The organism is Candidatus Melainabacteria bacterium, from assembly GCA_003963305.1.
Lineage (GTDB): Bacteria > Cyanobacteriota > Vampirovibrionia > Obscuribacterales > Obscuribacteraceae > PALSA-1081.
Window position 1 is genome coordinate 38009 of record RXJR01000012.1, and the last position, 15572, is coordinate 53580.

Sequence of the window (15572 nt, forward strand, 5' to 3'; positions counted from 1 at the left end):
TCTGCTTTACTGCTTCTTCTACTTGTTTATTGCAGGACCGGTAAAGATGTGCGCTTCCCAGTCGCCAGAATTTGCTGATGCTTTCGGCTTTTGATTTTTGTCCGCAAAAGGCTGTGCGCTCCATTTCCCCTTAGCTATAACCGGCGTCAGTTCTGTCGCAGGCGTAAATGTGCCGTCATATTGGGCGGGTGGATTGACCTGCGTGCCTTTGTAAGTGCGCTTGAAGGTCAGTCCATTGTGCTCCGTCAACGTGCCGGTCAATAAGACATCACCGTATTCATCGACACCGCTTGCGCTAAGAGACGAACCTTTCTGCGTTACTTTTACCGCCATGATGTGAGTCTTCGGCGAGCTTCCTTCGTGTACCTTTATGTTCCAGGTACCAGTTAGATTTATACTTGCGACAGCAGCTTTGGTGGAGTCTTTGGCTTCGGAGCCTTTGGTTTTGGAGCCTTTGGAATTGGCGTCTTTGGAATTGGCGTCTTTGGCCCCGGCGCTTTTGTTAGGAGCGCTTTTGGACCCGATCGTGCCAGTATTTGTCGGCTTAGCTGAAACCTTAGCCGCTTGCTGCCCCTGCGTTGGTGCGGCTAGTGCCGCTCGCTCTGATGCTGTTGTTACCGTCAGCGCTGCTAGTGCTGTAGCCATGACATATTTGGTGCGGTTCATTCCGTGCATTCAAACTCCAGATAGCTGTTCAGGAAAGGTGAATCGGTTTTCGATATTGATCGAGACTGGTGAGCATCTCTGAAATTTGGATGGAAATTTCTTCGGTTACTTTCCCGATGGTGGCTTTCTTAGCTGATTTATAGTCAGCGTAGCGCTCCGACAAATTAATCGGAACACCAACATCCATAAGCACAATTCGCGAGCCTCTGAATGAGGGTTCTCGGGTGCGCAGAATTTCGCGTTCAAGTCGATCTAAGATATCTGCGAATCGTTCCTGAGTCATGTTGTCTTTTAAATAGCCGTCGTAAATTGCTATGAAATTAACAACTCGATCCAGGTCGTTGTAGAATCCTCGCAATGTGGATGCCCGCTCTTCATGCACTTTTCGCTCGTACTCCGAGAAGTCCTTTTCCGGCGCATAAATGAAATCATCGACGTGATTGCGGAGTATGCGCACCATTTCCAGTTGGCGAACATTTGTTGGTAATTCGATTTGCAATTGATGACCGACGTTTGTCAAAATCGATTGTCTCAGCGCCGATACCCTCTCGTTCAAATCGGCACCAGTCTGGGGTTTCATTCCGTATTCTTTTTCGAGGGTGAGAAGCAATTTCTCTGAAATCGCACGCAGCCTCTGGTACACCGATGCGCCACTGACTGTCTTGATTCCGAGATTGGCCTCGAGTGCGCTGAGAGTAATTTTCAGTCCGTTCTCAATGTTCTTGGGATACGTATACTTGATCGCGATCGGCATCAGATAGACTGGCTCAAGAGCCGCACCAGCAGCATGTTTTGCTAGTTCTTCTACCGCCCAGAACGTTAGCTGTGCCGCGCCTGATTCGAGCGGCATAAGAGTGTCATTTTGACGTGAAATTTCTCCCTCGGGAAAGAGCACCAGTTTGTTCTTTCCTTCTGTAAGAATTTTCTTTGTCATCTTGAAGGATTCGCGATCTGCGGCTCCCCTCACCACTGAGTAGCAACCCAGGTGCTGAAGCCACCAACCATTGAAGCCGTTCTGCCAGTCGAAGACTTCGCGCGCCGCGACATAGTTGAACGTCTCACCAGCCAGGCGAGAAAATTCGAACATGACTTGCGGATCATGTCTGTTTGAATGATTCGGACAAATCAAGGCGCGCTTGCCTTTATATGACTTGAATCTCTCTAATGCTCCAGGTGCCAGTTGCACTTTGGTGTCACAGAGACCAAATTTCATGTACAACGGCAAAGTTAGGTTCACCAGCGCAATCAGCGGTGGGCTATCCAGTGGTGGTCTGAAATCTAGCATCGTTTGTTTGGGTTTCCCCGCGAGGTTCTTCGAACTTATGCGAGTATATCAAGTCGCTCGAAGCACACCATCTTGCCAACTGGAAATGGCCAGGGTGAATCGCCCGAATGAGTTGCCAATCAATTGACCGCGTGGAAGTTCTAAAGTGAACCGGAGTCGAACTTTTATTCGCCTGAAGCCTTTGACAGGACTTCCTATCAGCTGGAGAGGTTTGTGCCAACCGGCGCGAATGTATAACCGGCTCTCCTGGCGAATTCGATTACGCCACGCGTCGCTTCCAGTGTTTGATGTGGGAACCATTTTTCATGCAGAACAATCAGCGCTCCGTCATGCAATTTACGAGCGATTCGCGAAACGACCTTGCTGTGTCCAAGCGGCAGCCAATCTTCCGAGACGCAGCTCCAGTACACTGGCTTCATGCCTCGTTCTTTCAAGCAATCTGCAACACGCGCGTCGAGCACCCCATATGGTGCTCGGAATAAAACAGGACTTTCGCCTGTTGCCTGCAAAATCACGTCATTAGTTTTTTGAATTTCTTTCTCGATTCTATTGGTCGTCAAAAGCGGCATGAATTCATGATGCTGCGTGTGATTGGCGATGATGTGTCCGGCATCTGCCAATTGTTTGACCAGCTCTGGATGTCTCTCTGCGTGCTCACCAATCAAGAAAAAGGTAGCGGGAATGTTTTCTTTCGCCAATAACTCAATCAATTGAGGCGTTGTTTCTGGGTGCGGACCATCGTCATAGGTCAGGTAAAGACGCGGATGCTCTCCGTTATTCTCCTGGTGACCAGCCCAATAACCCGAAGGCAAGAGGCGCTTGCCGAGCCAGGTTAGCATATCCATTTTCGCGTGGGTCCAATCGTCTGAGAAATCGCTTTTGTGTTGATCAGACATTTGCTGTTTCGCTCATCTTCGTAGTGTTTTGGATGAGCAAATGAATTGCCCGTCTCGCCTTATCTCCTACTTCAGACGATCGGCGCTGGGCAATTGATTCAATAGCGCTGGCAAATGCATAAAATCTTTCGATTGACATGTGCGTTGATTTTGGATGAGGCAACAGGCTGCGCATGTATCCGCGCAGGTTATTGCTTTCCTTTTCGCTTAAAGGTTGAACTATGTCAAGTAGTGAGCGCAGGCTCTTAAGGCTCACCAGAGGAGTTTGATAAGTCAGGGCAGAGCGGGAAAGGGCTCGATGCAGAAGCACGCACTGGGGTAACGGCGCGCCTCTGTCGTTGTCACCACGGGGAACTGCCAGCAGGAAGTCGTTCCATTTAGGGAAGTCGTAGAGGACGTGCAGGAGTGAGTCGACCTTGCGACCGTCGCTGGCTTGCATAGGCAGCATGCCGTAGATGAACGGACGAGATTCGCATTTATCGACATCTTTAGAGACGTTGAGCATGACACCGGACAAACTTGACGCTCGAACGATGATGGCTTGCTCGTTTAGTTGTGAAATGCGGCCAGGCGCGAAACTGACTTCTTTCATCGCATATTCCTGACATAAAAGCATGTCCAGAACTGCGTCTCCGACGATTGCGCCAAACTCAGCGGTGGTTACGTTACCGGTGACGAAATAGATTGTGCTCTCAGGAAGTTGTCGGCCAAACGAGATAGTGAGAATGCCAGTGACTTTCTCAAGGCTGAGGAATTGCATCACATTGAAAATCGTGCCTTCCCGAACAGATGTAATGTGAAAGTTAATGCCCACGTGATTCCCCGACTTAGGCAGCAAGTCAGCCAGCGCCAGTTTAAATTATACCCACAGCGTCAGGGGATGCCCGCTTTATCGGGCAGCTTTCAGACGATCTGAGAGAGCGTTTCTTACTTCGATTCTATCGTCAAAATCGATTGTTCTGTCGGCCAGTATCTGATAAGTCTCGTGTCCTTTGCCCGCAACGACGACAATATCTCGATTAGTGGCTTCCTTAATTGCAAGAGCGATTGCTCTGGCGCGGTCTTCCTCAACGTGCAGATTCGTTGTTCGCTTAATGCCACCCAGAATATTGTCGATAATCGACTTTGGTACTTCTGAACGTGGATTATCCGAGGTGACTATTACCAGGTCTGCAAGCCGATCGGCTATTCCACCCATTTGTGGACGCTTGGTCGCGTCACGATCGCCGCCACAACCGAACACGACGATCAATTTCCCATCAGCAGGAACCAGTGCACGTGCGGCTTTTAGAACGTTTTCAAGACCGTCTGGCGTGTGTGCGTAATCGACGAGACAGAGTGGTTCTTCCGTCTTTCCGCCTGTGGTAACGGTTTCGAATCGTCCCGAAACACCTGTGAACTCTTCCAGGGCGTCTTTGCAAATTTCGAGATCCACTCCTTCTGCCAGGCAAATCAGAAGTGCGGCCATGACGTTGTAGACGTTAAACCGTCCGTTCAGGTGGAGGCGCAAATCCAGCTCGCCGTGCGGAGTCTCAAGCGTGAGGTCTGTGCCTCGAAAATCGAAGGATGCATTTTTGACGTACATGTCGCCCTTGTCCCAACCGTAGGTCCAGACCCGCACATCTGAGTCTTTCACTGCTTTGACGAACTCGGGAGCCAATTCGTCGTCTCCGTTGATTACGGCTGTCTTGTTTGGCTGGCGGCTTTTGACGAGCATCTCGAAGAGAATTCGTTTGGCCTGCCAGTAGTTTTCCATTGTCTTGTGGAAGTCAAGGTGGTCCTGGGTAATGTTCGTTAAGCACGCCACCGCGAAGTCGCAGGCACGAACTCTTTCCAGCGCAAGCGCATGACTCGACACTTCCATGGCGACGTGAGCAACATTGTGGCCGGCCATGTCTGACAGCAGCGCCTGCAGATCTGATGCCTGCGGGGTTGTGTGATGGGTGTCGAGATATTGTGAAGGTTGATTCGCTTCTGACCAGCGAGCTCCTAGCGTGCCAATCAAGCCGATTTTGCGATGGTCTTCCAGAAAAATGTTTTCAATGAGATGCGTCGTTGTTGTCTTTCCGTTTGTGCCGGTTACGCCAATCAAGCGGATCTTGCTGCTCGGTTCATCGTGATAGTAAGCCGCCAGATCGGCTAGTGCAGCGCGCACGTCCGGCACTTTGACGTATGGAACCGGCAAGGTCTCTTTGTTCTCACGCTGCGAAACGATGCAGCCGGCACCCAGCTTTATAGCGTCGCTGATGAACTTGTTGCCGTCGAACTTCTCGCCTTCGATACAGACGAAAGCATCACCTGGTTGCACTTTGCGCGAGTCGTAGCAAACACCGGAAAAAGTCGCAGCCGAAGACGACTGCGACTCTGATGACAAAACGCCCCCAATTCGTTCAAGCGCAGGCAGAAGCTGCTTGGCTGGACGCGACTGGGTCGACACTATACTGGATAAACGTTCGCAAGCTTGGCGCCGCGACGCATTTCGAACTTGATGACGCCTGATGCGATGGCATACAGGGTGTCATCGCTGCCGATTCTTACGTTCACGCCCGGGTGAATCTTCGTTCCGCGTTGACGAACGATGATGTTTCCTGCGATTACGTGCTCGCCGCCGTATCTCTTAACTCCGAGGCGTTTGGGTTGGCTATCGCGTCCGTTGCGAGTAGAACCGCCGCCCTTCTTATGTGCCATGACTTATCACTCCTGTTCATGCGCTTTTCCGCGCATACTTTTGATTAGCTCTTGCTTTTCTTTTCGCTTGCTTTAGGCGCAGCTTTTTTCTCGGCTGGCTTCTTCTCGGCGGCTTTGGCTTTCTTCGGCTCTGCAGCTGTTTTGTCAGCAGCCTTCGCCGGTTTGCCTTGACGCTCTTCAGCCTTGGCGAGCACTTTGTCTTTCAATTCAATTGTATCGATCAAAATGCGTGTGTAATGCTGTCTGTGTCCTTGTTTCTTACGTGTGCCTTTCTTTGGCTTCATGTGATAAACAATGACTTTTTTAGTCTTGTGGTGGGAAAGAATTTTTCCACTTACCTTGGCGCCTTCGATGAAAGGGGCGCCCAATGTGGAGTTGGCACCGTCGACAATCATCAAGATTTTGTCGAATACGAAAGCAGTTCCTGCTTCACCTTCAGTCAAATCGACGTCGACGAAACGACCAGCTTCTAGCTGATACTGCCTTCCGCAAGCTTCTACTATGGCAAACATCTTTTTGTCTCCGATCCTCTCTCTACTTGTCCGTGCTGGGTTGTCCCTGCGGCGATGCCGACTCGATGCCGATTCGCTTACTAATCAGTAAATTCGTCAGCAAAGTTTTGCTGCCCATTGAACTTTTTGCGGCTACCTTACGTATTTCAAGTAGCGGGCAATGAAGCTCATTCCGGCACAATTGAAGAAGAATACTATCAAATACTAACCTGGAGGGTCAAATCAAGAATTTCCTAACAACTGCCGGGCAGCGCATTCGGCGCTTTATACAGCATAATTGTTGTTCCAGTCTGGCAAAAGCCGATCCGGGCTGAACGTAAAGCTGCGCTTAATCATTGTTACGTGCCTTGCGCCCACGTCCTTAGTAGTCCACGCACAGTCAGGAGGAGCAGCAAGATGGCTGAGAAAGAAGAAACCGAGTTGGGCAGAAGCAAAGAGCCTGTCACTCCCGCTCAGCATCTCATGCATCTGCTGACAATTGGTTGGAGTCCCACTTCTCCCCTCATTCAAAGATATGTGGCTGAGAATGGGTTGTCTCGGGACCTGTCGCAGTGGCAAGCCATTCAGGGAGACTTCGCTTCACGCCAGCCTGCCAAGCCTGCCGGCAAGCAAAAATGAGCCCGGTTTCCTAATTGTGCAATTTCCATTAACACTTTCCACTTTTAGACTCATTCGATCTAAGCTTTTTCATTAACTAATCCCCACCATTGTCGTCGGAGTAAGTCTCTATGTTGCAAGTTGGAAAAAGAGCTCCAGATTTTGACATGCCCTCAACCAAGGACATGAAAGGTCTCAAAGAGAACGTTCGTTTGTCAGACTACAAGGGCAAGTTCCTTGTTATGTTCTTCTATCCATTGGATTTCACTTTCGTCTGCCCAACAGAATTGAAAGCATTCAGCCATAAATATGATGAATTGAAGAAAGCCGGTGCTGAAGTATTGGCAGTATCGACTGACTCTGTATTCAGTCACCGCGCCTGGATCAACACTCCAGAAGACAAGGGTGGACTCGGTTCACTCAACTACGTACTCGCTTCAGACATCACCAAAGATGTTAGCCGCGACTACGGTGTATTGATGGAAGACAAAGGCATCGCTCTGCGTGGCTTGTTCATCATCGATCCAGATGGCATCCTCCAGTATCAAGTTGTACACAGCCTCAACATCGGACGCAGCGTCGACGAAACACTTCGTGTACTCGAAGCTCTCAAGACCGGCGGACTTTGCGGCGCTGACTGGAAGCCAGGTCAAAAACCATTGACCGTCTAATCACGTCAAGAACGAATTGCGAACCGCCGGGTCTCTTGGCCCGGCGGTTTCATTTAGATAAGAATTGGAACTTGGCTATGTCGAAACGCTGATTATCTGCCTACCAGCGTTAAAATTATTAGGCGATGCGTGACTGAATGGACGAGTTGCGCAAGTTGGAAAGAATGCCGGTCATGTCCGGCCAAGGAGGAACCATGCCGCTTCGTATGGACAGTCCGTTGCCTTCGCTCAAAGGCGGCACCGACTGGTTCAATTCAGCTCCTATCACTGATGAAGAGTTGAAAGGATCGCCAGTGCTCATACACTTCTGGGCAATCAGCTGCGGTACTTGCAAAGAATCATTGCCTGACGTAAGCCAGTGGATTGAGAAATACGGCCCGCAGGGATTGAAAGTAATCGCCGTCCACATGCCGCGCCAGGAAAGTGATACCAAGGTCGAAGACGTCAAGGCTGCTATCGAAGAGTACGAAGTCAAGCAACCATGCGTCGTTGATAACTGGCACGAAATCACGGATGCCTTCGAAAATAAGTATGTACCTGCCTTCTATCTCTTCGACAGAGAAGGCAAGATGCGCGATTTCAAAGCCGGTGAAAAAGCACCGAAGATGGTGGCACAGGCAATCGAGCGCATCATGTCCGAAGCTCCTGTGAAAGAAGAAGCTAAGTAAGACGGGCGCAATACTCCACGCGCGGACCAGATTCAGGTGAATGCCGAATCGGTCTGTTGCATCATAATCAGGTGATGATAATGACTACAGCCGCTGTTGCAACACGTTCACAACAAATATTCGAGCGAGCCAAGTCGGTGATTCCTGGCGGAGTCAATTCACCTGTGCGCTCATGCAAATCGGTTGGTTCCGATCCTATTTTTATGGATCGGGCAGACGGACCTCATTTGTACGATATCGATGGTAATCGCTACATAGATTACGTCGGCTCCTGGGGTCCGATGATTCTCGGACACCGTCACCCTCGAGTGCTTGAAGCGATCGAGTTGACACTCAAGCAAGGAACCAGTTTCGGTGCTCCGTCTAGAGCCGAAGTAGAGATGGCTGAACTGGTCTGCAAACTGATGCCGTCAGTTGAGATGGTACGCATGGTCAATTCCGGAACAGAAGCAACCATGTCTGCTATTCGTCTGGCTCGTGCTTTCACTAAGCGCACCATGATTGTCAAATTTGACGGCTGCTATCACGGGCATGCCGATTCATTCCTGGTTAAAGCAGGTTCGGGATTGGCAACGTTGGGCATCTCCAGTTCGCCGGGCGCTCCTGAAGAAATCACCAAGCTGACAATGTCCATTCCTTTCAATGATGTCAGTGCCTTGAAGAAAACATTCGATGCGCATGGAAAAGAGATTGCAGCGGTTATTCTCGAGCCGATCGTTGGCAATGCCGGATTGATTCTTCCGGAAGAAAACTATCTCTCCAAAATTCGCGATCTCTGCACCGAACATGGTGCGCTTCTGATATTCGACGAAGTCATGACTGGTTTTCGTGTCGCGCTGGGCGGTGCCCAGGAGTTGTATAAGATCAAGCCTGATTTGACGACTCTTGGAAAAATTATCGGCGGCGGATTGCCAGTCGGCGCCTATGGTGGAAGAAAGGACATCATGGAAATGATTGCTCCATCCGGTCCCGTTTATCAAGCCGGCACATTGTCTGGAAATCCTCTTGCTATGGCAGCTGGCATTGCGCAATTGAAGACATTGCAGGCGCCGGGCACTTATGCTCATCTGGAGCAAAACACACAGCGCTTAGCTGACGGTCTGAAAGGACTTTCTAAATCAATTCAGGTCGTCTCTGTACCTGGAATGTTAGGTGTGTTTTTCAGCAACAAACCAGTAACTGATTTTGAGAGCGCCCAAAAGTGTGACACCGAGCAGTTCGCAAAAGTCTGGCGCAGTTTGATCGAAAAAGGTGTTTACTGGCCGCCGTCGCAATTCGAAGCCGCATTTATTTCTCTGGTTCACACCAAGAATGATATTGATGCCACCATCGAAGCATTTAAAGAAGCGATCAAGTAATCGCGATTGTTAGAATCGGTCAAATCACAGGATAGTTCGAACCGCTACTTCAAGTTGATCGACGAAACGACTTTATCGAGCACGTCCAGACTTGGCGAATATTTGTCGCGCGATAATTTCTGGCAGTACTGATTGCTTTTTTTGATTGGCAGACCATTAGGCAGTCCAGTAGCTTTAACGGGCCAGAAGAATGAGACGTAATACTTCGAATCGGCGGTAATCCCCTGAAACGCATAAATAAAATCAGATGCGGAAAGCGGCGGGTCCCCATTACCGTAAGCCGTAACGAACGATACGCCAGTGCCACCATTTTTATTAAAAGTCAAATATTTTTCCTGCAAATGACAAAACTGTGCGCCATCTGATTCTGGCAGAACAGGTATTTCTTCAACGCCCGTTGATGATTTGTTGGCTATGATTTTTCGCAGCATAGCAATCTGCTTGTCGAATTCGACTTTCTTGTTTTTGGGAAAGATGGCACGATATTCGGCTAGTGGATAAACCAGTAAATGTGGCTGAGAGAAATCGTTATCACCATACTTGCTCTTTTTTCCGTCAAAAGAAACATAGATGTGTTTTGGTGCTCCATTTAAGTAGATGATCTCTTCATCGGGTTCGTATTTTTCGGCAGCTCGGATCTCGACTTTCACCGTTTTCGCGACGCCCGTCGCATCCAGTTCAACTTTCAGCTTATCGACGCTGCTAGCGGCGGATGGGGGCTTACTGGGAGGAGCGGCGAGGCTAGCTGTGTTCGTCAGTAGCGAAGTTCCCATGCAGGTTGCTAGCAGTACTGCACATGCCAACTTCTTGAATGCCATCTTTTGATTCTCCGGAAAGTGAACCCAAGCCAGGGAATATACCATCTCCTGGTTTAAAACGTGCGCGTGTATCTGGTTGACACCGCAGACTGCGTCCATGCTGCCTGATCTGTTCACGTACACAGCGTGTTCACGCACCCGCATTAGTGTTTTAGGAGGAGAACACTTTGTTAACTCTTCGAGTTGAGGTGGCGGTATGAACGAAACAACAGAAACCAAAAACTGGCCAGACCTGGCGATTGGTCTTTTCGAAAGGTTAACGGGTCGAGGAGCTGAGATTTGCTACGACTTCCGCAATATGGAAGTGCAGGTGCCAAGCAAGGTCGGCACCGACGCCGATCACGCTTTGTGGAAAGTGAATGGCGTGCTCATTATCAGGACATGCGAAACCAATTCTCATCAAGGCAAATCAAGCTCGAACGGTCGAGAAAATGAGTAGGATTGAGGTTCTGGGAGCCTTAATTGCCGAAAGTCAAACAGGCAAAATAAGCCTGAAAGCCGATGGTGAAAGTTGCCAACTTATCTGCAACAACTTCCCCAAAAGCGCATTGCTGTCTAATGTTCTCTTTCTCGCGGAAGAAGAAAACAGACAGCGACTGAAGAATTGTCACTCAAGCTTCGCAGCATTAGGCTTGTCGGTGGATGTGCTTGTGAAAGGCACGGTCGTCGCTAAGATGGGCAGAGAGGCTCAACCGGGTGTGCTGTCCAGACTTCTGGGGATGGGATCGATAGAACTTAGAGTCATCCCTTTTATGGCAAGTATCCTCACGACTTAAGTGGTTTAGGTGCTTGGTTCATGGTGGTGGTTCTGCATCTGAGGCTTTGGTTGGAATACATCAAGATCACCGGTGGCACGTTGAAAACACAACACAAAATATTCAAAAAATCCTCAACGATACCAGCAAGCGCAGAAGAGGTTTTCGATTGGCATACGCAACCAGACGCGCTTCTCAAGCTCACGCCGCCGTGGATTAAATGTCGCGTCAAACCGACGCGCGATGGCATTCACGATGGCAATCGAGTACTGCTCAAGATTCGCCGGGGACCAATTTGCATAAACTGGTTGGCCGAACAGCGAAACGTGGAAGTAGCCAGACGTTTCGAAGACATTCAGATCTATGGACCGTTTGGCTATTGGCACCACGTCCATCGCTTCATTCCGATAGATTCAAGCCACTGCATACTCGAAGATAGCATCGAATACGACATGAAACTGAAGCCGCTTCTCAACCCGCTCGCTGGTCTGCTGGTGGAGCCGGATTTAGAGAGGTTGTTCGCGTTTAGACACGCGGTGACTATTGCGCAATTCGAGAAGAAACCGAGCAACAAGTTCTGACTGAGGCTGACTTTGTTTCTCTGTGACAGTATCTCTAATGCCTTCGCTGCTCATTATCGATGAGTTCCGGCAATCGATTTTTTCAAGTCCTCATGTTCGAACGCGGAAGACATGCGTTCAATTTCACTGGATTTGATTCCTAAACCTGCGGCTACGACAGACCAGGATGACACTGCCATTCCGACTTCATACGCTATAGCCCGAGCTTCCGGAGCACTGAGATCAAAATATGCGGCTACTTCAAGCGCCAGGTCCAGTGAGGCCGTAGCATCGTCAAGATCAATGGATGTACTGAGTATGCGCGGTCTAATATCAATCGGCACAGGATTTAAATCGTATGCTGGCGATAACTGCCAGCCAGCGGTATCACCGTATAAAAAGCCATGATTACGCAAGTGGTCATCGGTATTGGAAATAAGTATGTTCAGGACCACGCGTCTCCAAAGTTGCTGCAAATCATGTTCTACGTTGCGCCCGTTCTGTCGTAACGCGTCCACGATGTCCAGATAGCTTTTTTGTTCGTTGTCCTTCGCACCGAGCATGCTCATAGCTGATACAAATGGGATACGTCTTTCATTTTGACGGTCGAATCTGCGTAAAAGAAGAATGTCCCTGTTTCCAATCTTTTCTAATCTCCATGGAGGTACGTTGATACCAGATTTAGTGGCAAGTGTAAGAGCTACTGCTTCCCACCGTGATGTATCGATCTCATCGCCATCATGCGGGAATTTTGCGATAGCCAGATGTGCATCTTTATCTCGCACTGATGCTTTTGGCCGTGCTCCTCCAAGAGATGAGCCTGGTGCTAGCAACAATCGCATATCGTCGTCAGATTCTTTGTCCCGCAGCACGTGTTGAGCTGCGGTAAGGAGTTTCGGGAGATCGACTAACGGTGGAATTTTGCTTGTTGGGTCATTTGCTAAAAATGGTCCGCCAGCGGTTTTAGCGAATCGCAGCGCTCCCTGTCGAGTCTCGTCATCAACCAATAACAGGTAGTCGATTTCACGTAATGTGCGTGGAGTTTTTCCTTCACTTTTAGCTCGCCGCCTTTCAGCCCGGCGCATGAGCGCGCGACCCCATCTGTCGGGGGCCGAATCGCCAATGGCACCAAAAAGTGCTCGATCATTGCTGTGAAACGGTCCAGGACCGAGTGCTAGTGCGGGTTCCAGCGAGAAGTGCACTGGATTCAAAAGCCAGTCTCTGTCATATTCAAACGACGCGGTGTGCTTATCGTTGCGTGTTCTGGTCCAAAGTTTGCCGACGAGGTGGGTTTTCTCGAACAAATCTATATAGACCAGTGTTTCGCTTTCCATCACGAACCACCGGCTTCATCTTGCGATTTGGCTTTACGAAGTCTTATTCGTTTAGGCAGTCGTTCTTCATCAAGCTGGCGCCCAAGTGAATCTTGGCTTACATCAGCAAGGTCGTTGACTCGTTCAATCATTCCGAGAGCGAATAGAATCGTTGCATAAGTGCCAAATGAAACGTTTGGGTCACCATTCTCGACGTTATACAACGTCATGCGGCTGATTGAAGCTCTTTCGGCGAGAACTTTTGTTGGAATGCGGCGACGCAATCGAGCGTCGCGGATGTCTTGTCCGAGTTTGCGAACAGCGCGTTTGACTGGGTTGGGAATGTGCGGATTGATTTTTTGCATAACGTCTAATTTGTTTGCTCTTATATGTTTTACTGTAAACGATACTTGACCTAAAGTCGAGCCCGTTTTGATGTTATGCTCGTGAATGTAAGGTCAAGTATGATTGACCTTATAGTTTATATGGACATCTATATTAGGCCTTATGTTGCTCGTCCATTGATTCGGGGCATGCTGGACGCTTTAAGCCGATGCCAGCTGTTTGAAACGACCGACATCGCGCTTTGGTGGTTCGCCAAAAGTGCGTTTGTATTCTCGGCTGAATTGAGAAGCATCGTCGTATCCAACCATTTCGGCGGCGGTGCTGGCATCGATGTCTTCCGTCAGTAAGAGACGTCGTGCTTCCTGCAGGCGAAGGGTCTTCTGGAATTGCAGTGGGCTCATTGAAGTGGCTGTTTTGAAATGTTGATGGAAGCTGGATACGCTCATCCCCAGTTCCTGAGCCAGACCTTCTATATTGATATTTTGATTGTATTTGCTTCGCAATATCTGTACTGCTTTAGTGATTCTGTGCGCGTTTCCGCCAAACACCGCCATTTGTCGCAGTCTCGGACCCTGATCGCTTTTGAGTAATCTGTAGATGATTTCACGCATCACCATAGGCGATATCACTCGATAATCGTCGCTATTGTCTGTAAGTCTGAACAATCTCAACAGTGCGTCGAGCAGTTCGTCTTGCAGGCTGCCTACTGCCATTGATTTCACGCTGGCCTCGTTTCGTCCTGCTGAGATACCCGTTTCGACGATTACAGAAGCTATTGTGGTAGGGTCGAACTCTAATTTAAATCCCAGGTAAGGCTTTGCAGGCGTAGCTTCTACCACCTGGCTGACAACCGGAATATCCATCGATATGAGCAGATAATTGGTAGGGTCATACCTCAACCGTTCTTCACCGAATGTCACTTCTTTCGCGCCCTGCGCAATCACGCACATAGAAGGCGAGTATAGCCCGTGCTTCGGTGCAGTTGGATTCGACCAGCGATAACATTCCAGGTTGTCGACGACACAGTTCGTGCCTTCCTCGACTGTAAGTGCGGCTAGTTTTTCAACGAGTTCTTTCTGGTTGGCGTCGAAACGGCTGTTTTTGGCGTTCATGGCGAATTTATTTCAACTTTGGAGAATTGTCCAATCTTTTTGGAACTTTGTTATACCAAACTGGCACTAAACCAGCATAACATAGTGTTTGTTAATGGACGGCTGCGAATTTTATCCAAGCCGCGCTAGCCACATTTATTAGCCCCGGTACATCGAACTCGGTAATCGTCAAAAGACCGTCCCGATTTTGAAGACTTTTCGGCGCACTTGATTTGGTGGCACTGCCATCACACAGACGGAGAAGGTAATGAAAAAGAGAAAACTTGGAAATAGTGGATTGGAAGTTTCTGCGCTGGGTTTGGGTTGCATGGGTATGAGCCATGGATTTGGACCGCCGAAAGATAAGCAAGAAATGATCGCATTGATACATGCCGCAGTTGAGCGCGGTGTTACTTTCTTTGACACAGCTGAAGTGTACGGGCCATACACAAATGAGCTTCTCGTGGGTGAAGCCCTGCAACACCATCGGGATAAAGTGGTGATCGCCACTAAGTTTGGTTGGATTCCAGATCCTAAAGGTGGTACCGATGGTCCTAATGGTGGACCGAAGTGGTCCGCACTCTGCAGTCGACCTGAACATATTAAGAGGGTCGCAGAAGAGAGTTTGAAGCGATTGCGCATTGAGGTGATCGATTTGTTTTATCAACATCGTGTCGATCCGGATGTGCCAATTGAAGAAGTAGCCGGCGCTGTCAAAGAATTGATTGCGCAGGGAAAAGTTCGGTACTTCGGATTGTCTGAAGCTTCCGCCAGTTCTATTCGTCGAGCTCACGCTGTTCAACCCGTAGCTGCTGTACAGAGTGAGTACTCGCTCTGGTTGAGAAAGCCAGAACCGGAAATATTGCCAACCTGTGAAGAGCTCGGAATTGGATTTGTTCCCTATAGTCCACTCGGCAGGGGCTTCCTGACTGGTAAAGTCGATGAGACTACTGAATATGCCGATAACGACATTCGGAAAGTTCTGCCCAGATTTTCTGCAGAAAATCGCAAGGAAAATCAAAAGGTGGTTGAGCTCCTGACTAATTTTGCAGAAAGCAAAGGTGCTACACCCGGTCAGATTGCGCTGGCATGGTTGCTCGCACAGAAGCCATGGATAGTCCCGATTCCTGGCACTACCAAGTTGCATCGTCTGGAAGAAAACATTGGTGCTGCCGAAGTGCAACTCAGTGATGCTGATGTTCAAGAACTTTCTGCTGCCGCTGCCAGGCTTGAGGTGAAAGGAGAGCGGTACCCGGAAGCGATGGAAGCTTTGTCTTATCGCTAAAGAATTTGTGCCATCAGGTGCGCAGAGATGAAAGTCTCGCGAGGACTCGAACAGGAGAATTGTA

At 49.2% G+C, this 15572-nt stretch carries 19 protein-coding genes; 8 read left to right on the top strand and 11 right to left on the bottom strand.

Going from position 1 to position 15572, the window contains the following annotated elements:
* Positions 1–18 precede the first annotated feature (18 nt).
* From EKK48_14525 to rplU, 7 genes are all read right to left on the bottom strand, one after another.
* Positions 19–675, bottom strand: a complete 657-nt coding sequence (locus tag EKK48_14525) for a hypothetical protein (GenBank protein ID RTL41150.1) — start codon at positions 673–675, stop codon at positions 19–21.
* 19 nt (positions 676–694) lie between these two features.
* Positions 695–1951: a 1-acyl-sn-glycerol-3-phosphate acyltransferase gene (locus tag EKK48_14530; GenBank protein RTL41151.1), complete on the bottom strand. Its 1257-nt coding sequence runs from the start codon at positions 1949–1951 to the stop codon at positions 695–697.
* 197 nt (positions 1952–2148) lie between these two features.
* Positions 2149–2847: a polysaccharide deacetylase family protein gene (locus tag EKK48_14535; GenBank protein ID RTL41152.1), complete on the bottom strand. Its 699-nt coding sequence runs from the start codon at positions 2845–2847 to the stop codon at positions 2149–2151.
* Positions 2840–3661, bottom strand: a complete 822-nt coding sequence (locus tag EKK48_14540; protein ID RTL41153.1) for a DUF4388 domain-containing protein — start codon at positions 3659–3661, stop codon at positions 2840–2842. Before EKK48_14540 ends, EKK48_14535 begins: the two co-directional genes overlap by 8 nt.
* A gap of 75 nt (positions 3662–3736) precedes the next feature.
* Complete coding sequence (locus tag EKK48_14545; GenBank protein RTL41154.1) at positions 3737–5347, bottom strand: UDP-N-acetylmuramoyl-L-alanyl-D-glutamate--2,6-diaminopimelate ligase; 1611 nt, start codon at positions 5345–5347, stop codon at positions 3737–3739.
* A complete protein-coding gene (locus EKK48_14550; protein ID RTL41155.1) occupies positions 5284–5535 on the bottom strand; it encodes a 50S ribosomal protein L27 in 252 nt (83 codons plus the stop codon). The genes EKK48_14545 and EKK48_14550 overlap by 64 nt, the downstream gene beginning before the upstream one ends.
* 44 nt (positions 5536–5579) lie before the next feature.
* On the bottom strand, positions 5580–6047 hold the full coding sequence (gene rplU / locus EKK48_14555) for a 50S ribosomal protein L21 (GenBank protein RTL41156.1): 468 nt from the start codon (positions 6045–6047) through the stop codon (positions 5580–5582).
* Between the two features lie 396 nt (positions 6048–6443).
* On the opposite strand from rplU, the gene EKK48_14560 reads away from it, so the two are divergent.
* From EKK48_14560 to hemL, 4 genes are all read left to right on the top strand, one after another.
* Complete coding sequence (locus tag EKK48_14560) at positions 6444–6665, top strand: hypothetical protein (GenBank protein ID RTL41157.1); 222 nt, start codon at positions 6444–6446, stop codon at positions 6663–6665.
* 110 nt (positions 6666–6775) lie between these two features.
* Entirely contained in the window at positions 6776–7315 is a 540-nt protein-coding gene (locus EKK48_14565; protein RTL41158.1) for a peroxiredoxin, read from the top strand.
* Positions 7316–7509: 194 nt separating this feature from the next.
* The gene (locus EKK48_14570; protein ID RTL41159.1) at positions 7510–7983 is read left to right on the top strand and encodes a redoxin domain-containing protein; all 474 of its coding nucleotides are present in this window, start codon (positions 7510–7512) and stop codon (positions 7981–7983) included.
* Between the two features lie 74 nt (positions 7984–8057).
* Positions 8058–9341 (top strand): glutamate-1-semialdehyde-2,1-aminomutase, encoded by a 1284-nt coding sequence (hemL, locus tag EKK48_14575; GenBank protein ID RTL41201.1) that lies wholly within the window; start codon positions 8058–8060, stop codon positions 9339–9341.
* A 44-nt stretch (positions 9342–9385) separates the two neighbouring features.
* On the opposite strand, the gene EKK48_14580 is transcribed toward hemL, so the two are convergent.
* On the bottom strand, positions 9386–10159 hold the full coding sequence (locus EKK48_14580) for a hypothetical protein (GenBank protein RTL41160.1): 774 nt from the start codon (positions 10157–10159) through the stop codon (positions 9386–9388).
* 196 nt (positions 10160–10355) lie between these two features.
* Here EKK48_14580 and EKK48_14585 point away from each other — a divergent pair, with 196 nt between their 5' ends.
* From EKK48_14585 to EKK48_14595, 3 genes are read left to right on the top strand one after another with little or no spacing between them, the layout of a single operon-like run.
* Positions 10356–10598 (top strand): hypothetical protein, encoded by a 243-nt coding sequence (locus EKK48_14585; GenBank protein RTL41161.1) that lies wholly within the window; start codon positions 10356–10358, stop codon positions 10596–10598.
* Positions 10591–10935: a hypothetical protein gene (locus EKK48_14590; protein ID RTL41162.1), complete on the top strand. Its 345-nt coding sequence runs from the start codon at positions 10591–10593 to the stop codon at positions 10933–10935. Before EKK48_14585 ends, EKK48_14590 begins: the two co-directional genes overlap by 8 nt.
* A gap of 20 nt (positions 10936–10955) precedes the next feature.
* Positions 10956–11495 carry a cyclase gene (locus EKK48_14595; protein ID RTL41163.1) on the top strand — a complete coding sequence of 180 codons (540 nt, stop codon included), beginning with the start codon at positions 10956–10958 and terminating at the stop codon, positions 11493–11495.
* 53 nt (positions 11496–11548) lie between these two features.
* On the opposite strand, the gene EKK48_14600 is transcribed toward EKK48_14595, so the two are convergent.
* From EKK48_14600 to EKK48_14610, 3 genes are all read right to left on the bottom strand, one after another.
* Positions 11549–12808, bottom strand: a complete 1260-nt coding sequence (locus EKK48_14600; protein ID RTL41164.1) for a type II toxin-antitoxin system HipA family toxin — start codon at positions 12806–12808, stop codon at positions 11549–11551.
* Entirely contained in the window at positions 12808–13152 is a 345-nt protein-coding gene (locus tag EKK48_14605) for a hypothetical protein (protein RTL41165.1), read from the bottom strand. The genes EKK48_14600 and EKK48_14605 overlap by 1 nt, the downstream gene beginning before the upstream one ends.
* 180 nt (positions 13153–13332) lie before the next feature.
* Positions 13333–14244: an AraC family transcriptional regulator gene (locus EKK48_14610; protein RTL41166.1), complete on the bottom strand. Its 912-nt coding sequence runs from the start codon at positions 14242–14244 to the stop codon at positions 13333–13335.
* A 247-nt stretch (positions 14245–14491) separates the two neighbouring features.
* On the opposite strand from EKK48_14610, the gene EKK48_14615 reads away from it, so the two are divergent.
* Positions 14492–15508 carry an aldo/keto reductase gene (locus EKK48_14615; protein ID RTL41167.1) on the top strand — a complete coding sequence of 339 codons (1017 nt, stop codon included), beginning with the start codon at positions 14492–14494 and terminating at the stop codon, positions 15506–15508.
* Positions 15509–15572: the final 64 nt, after the last annotated feature.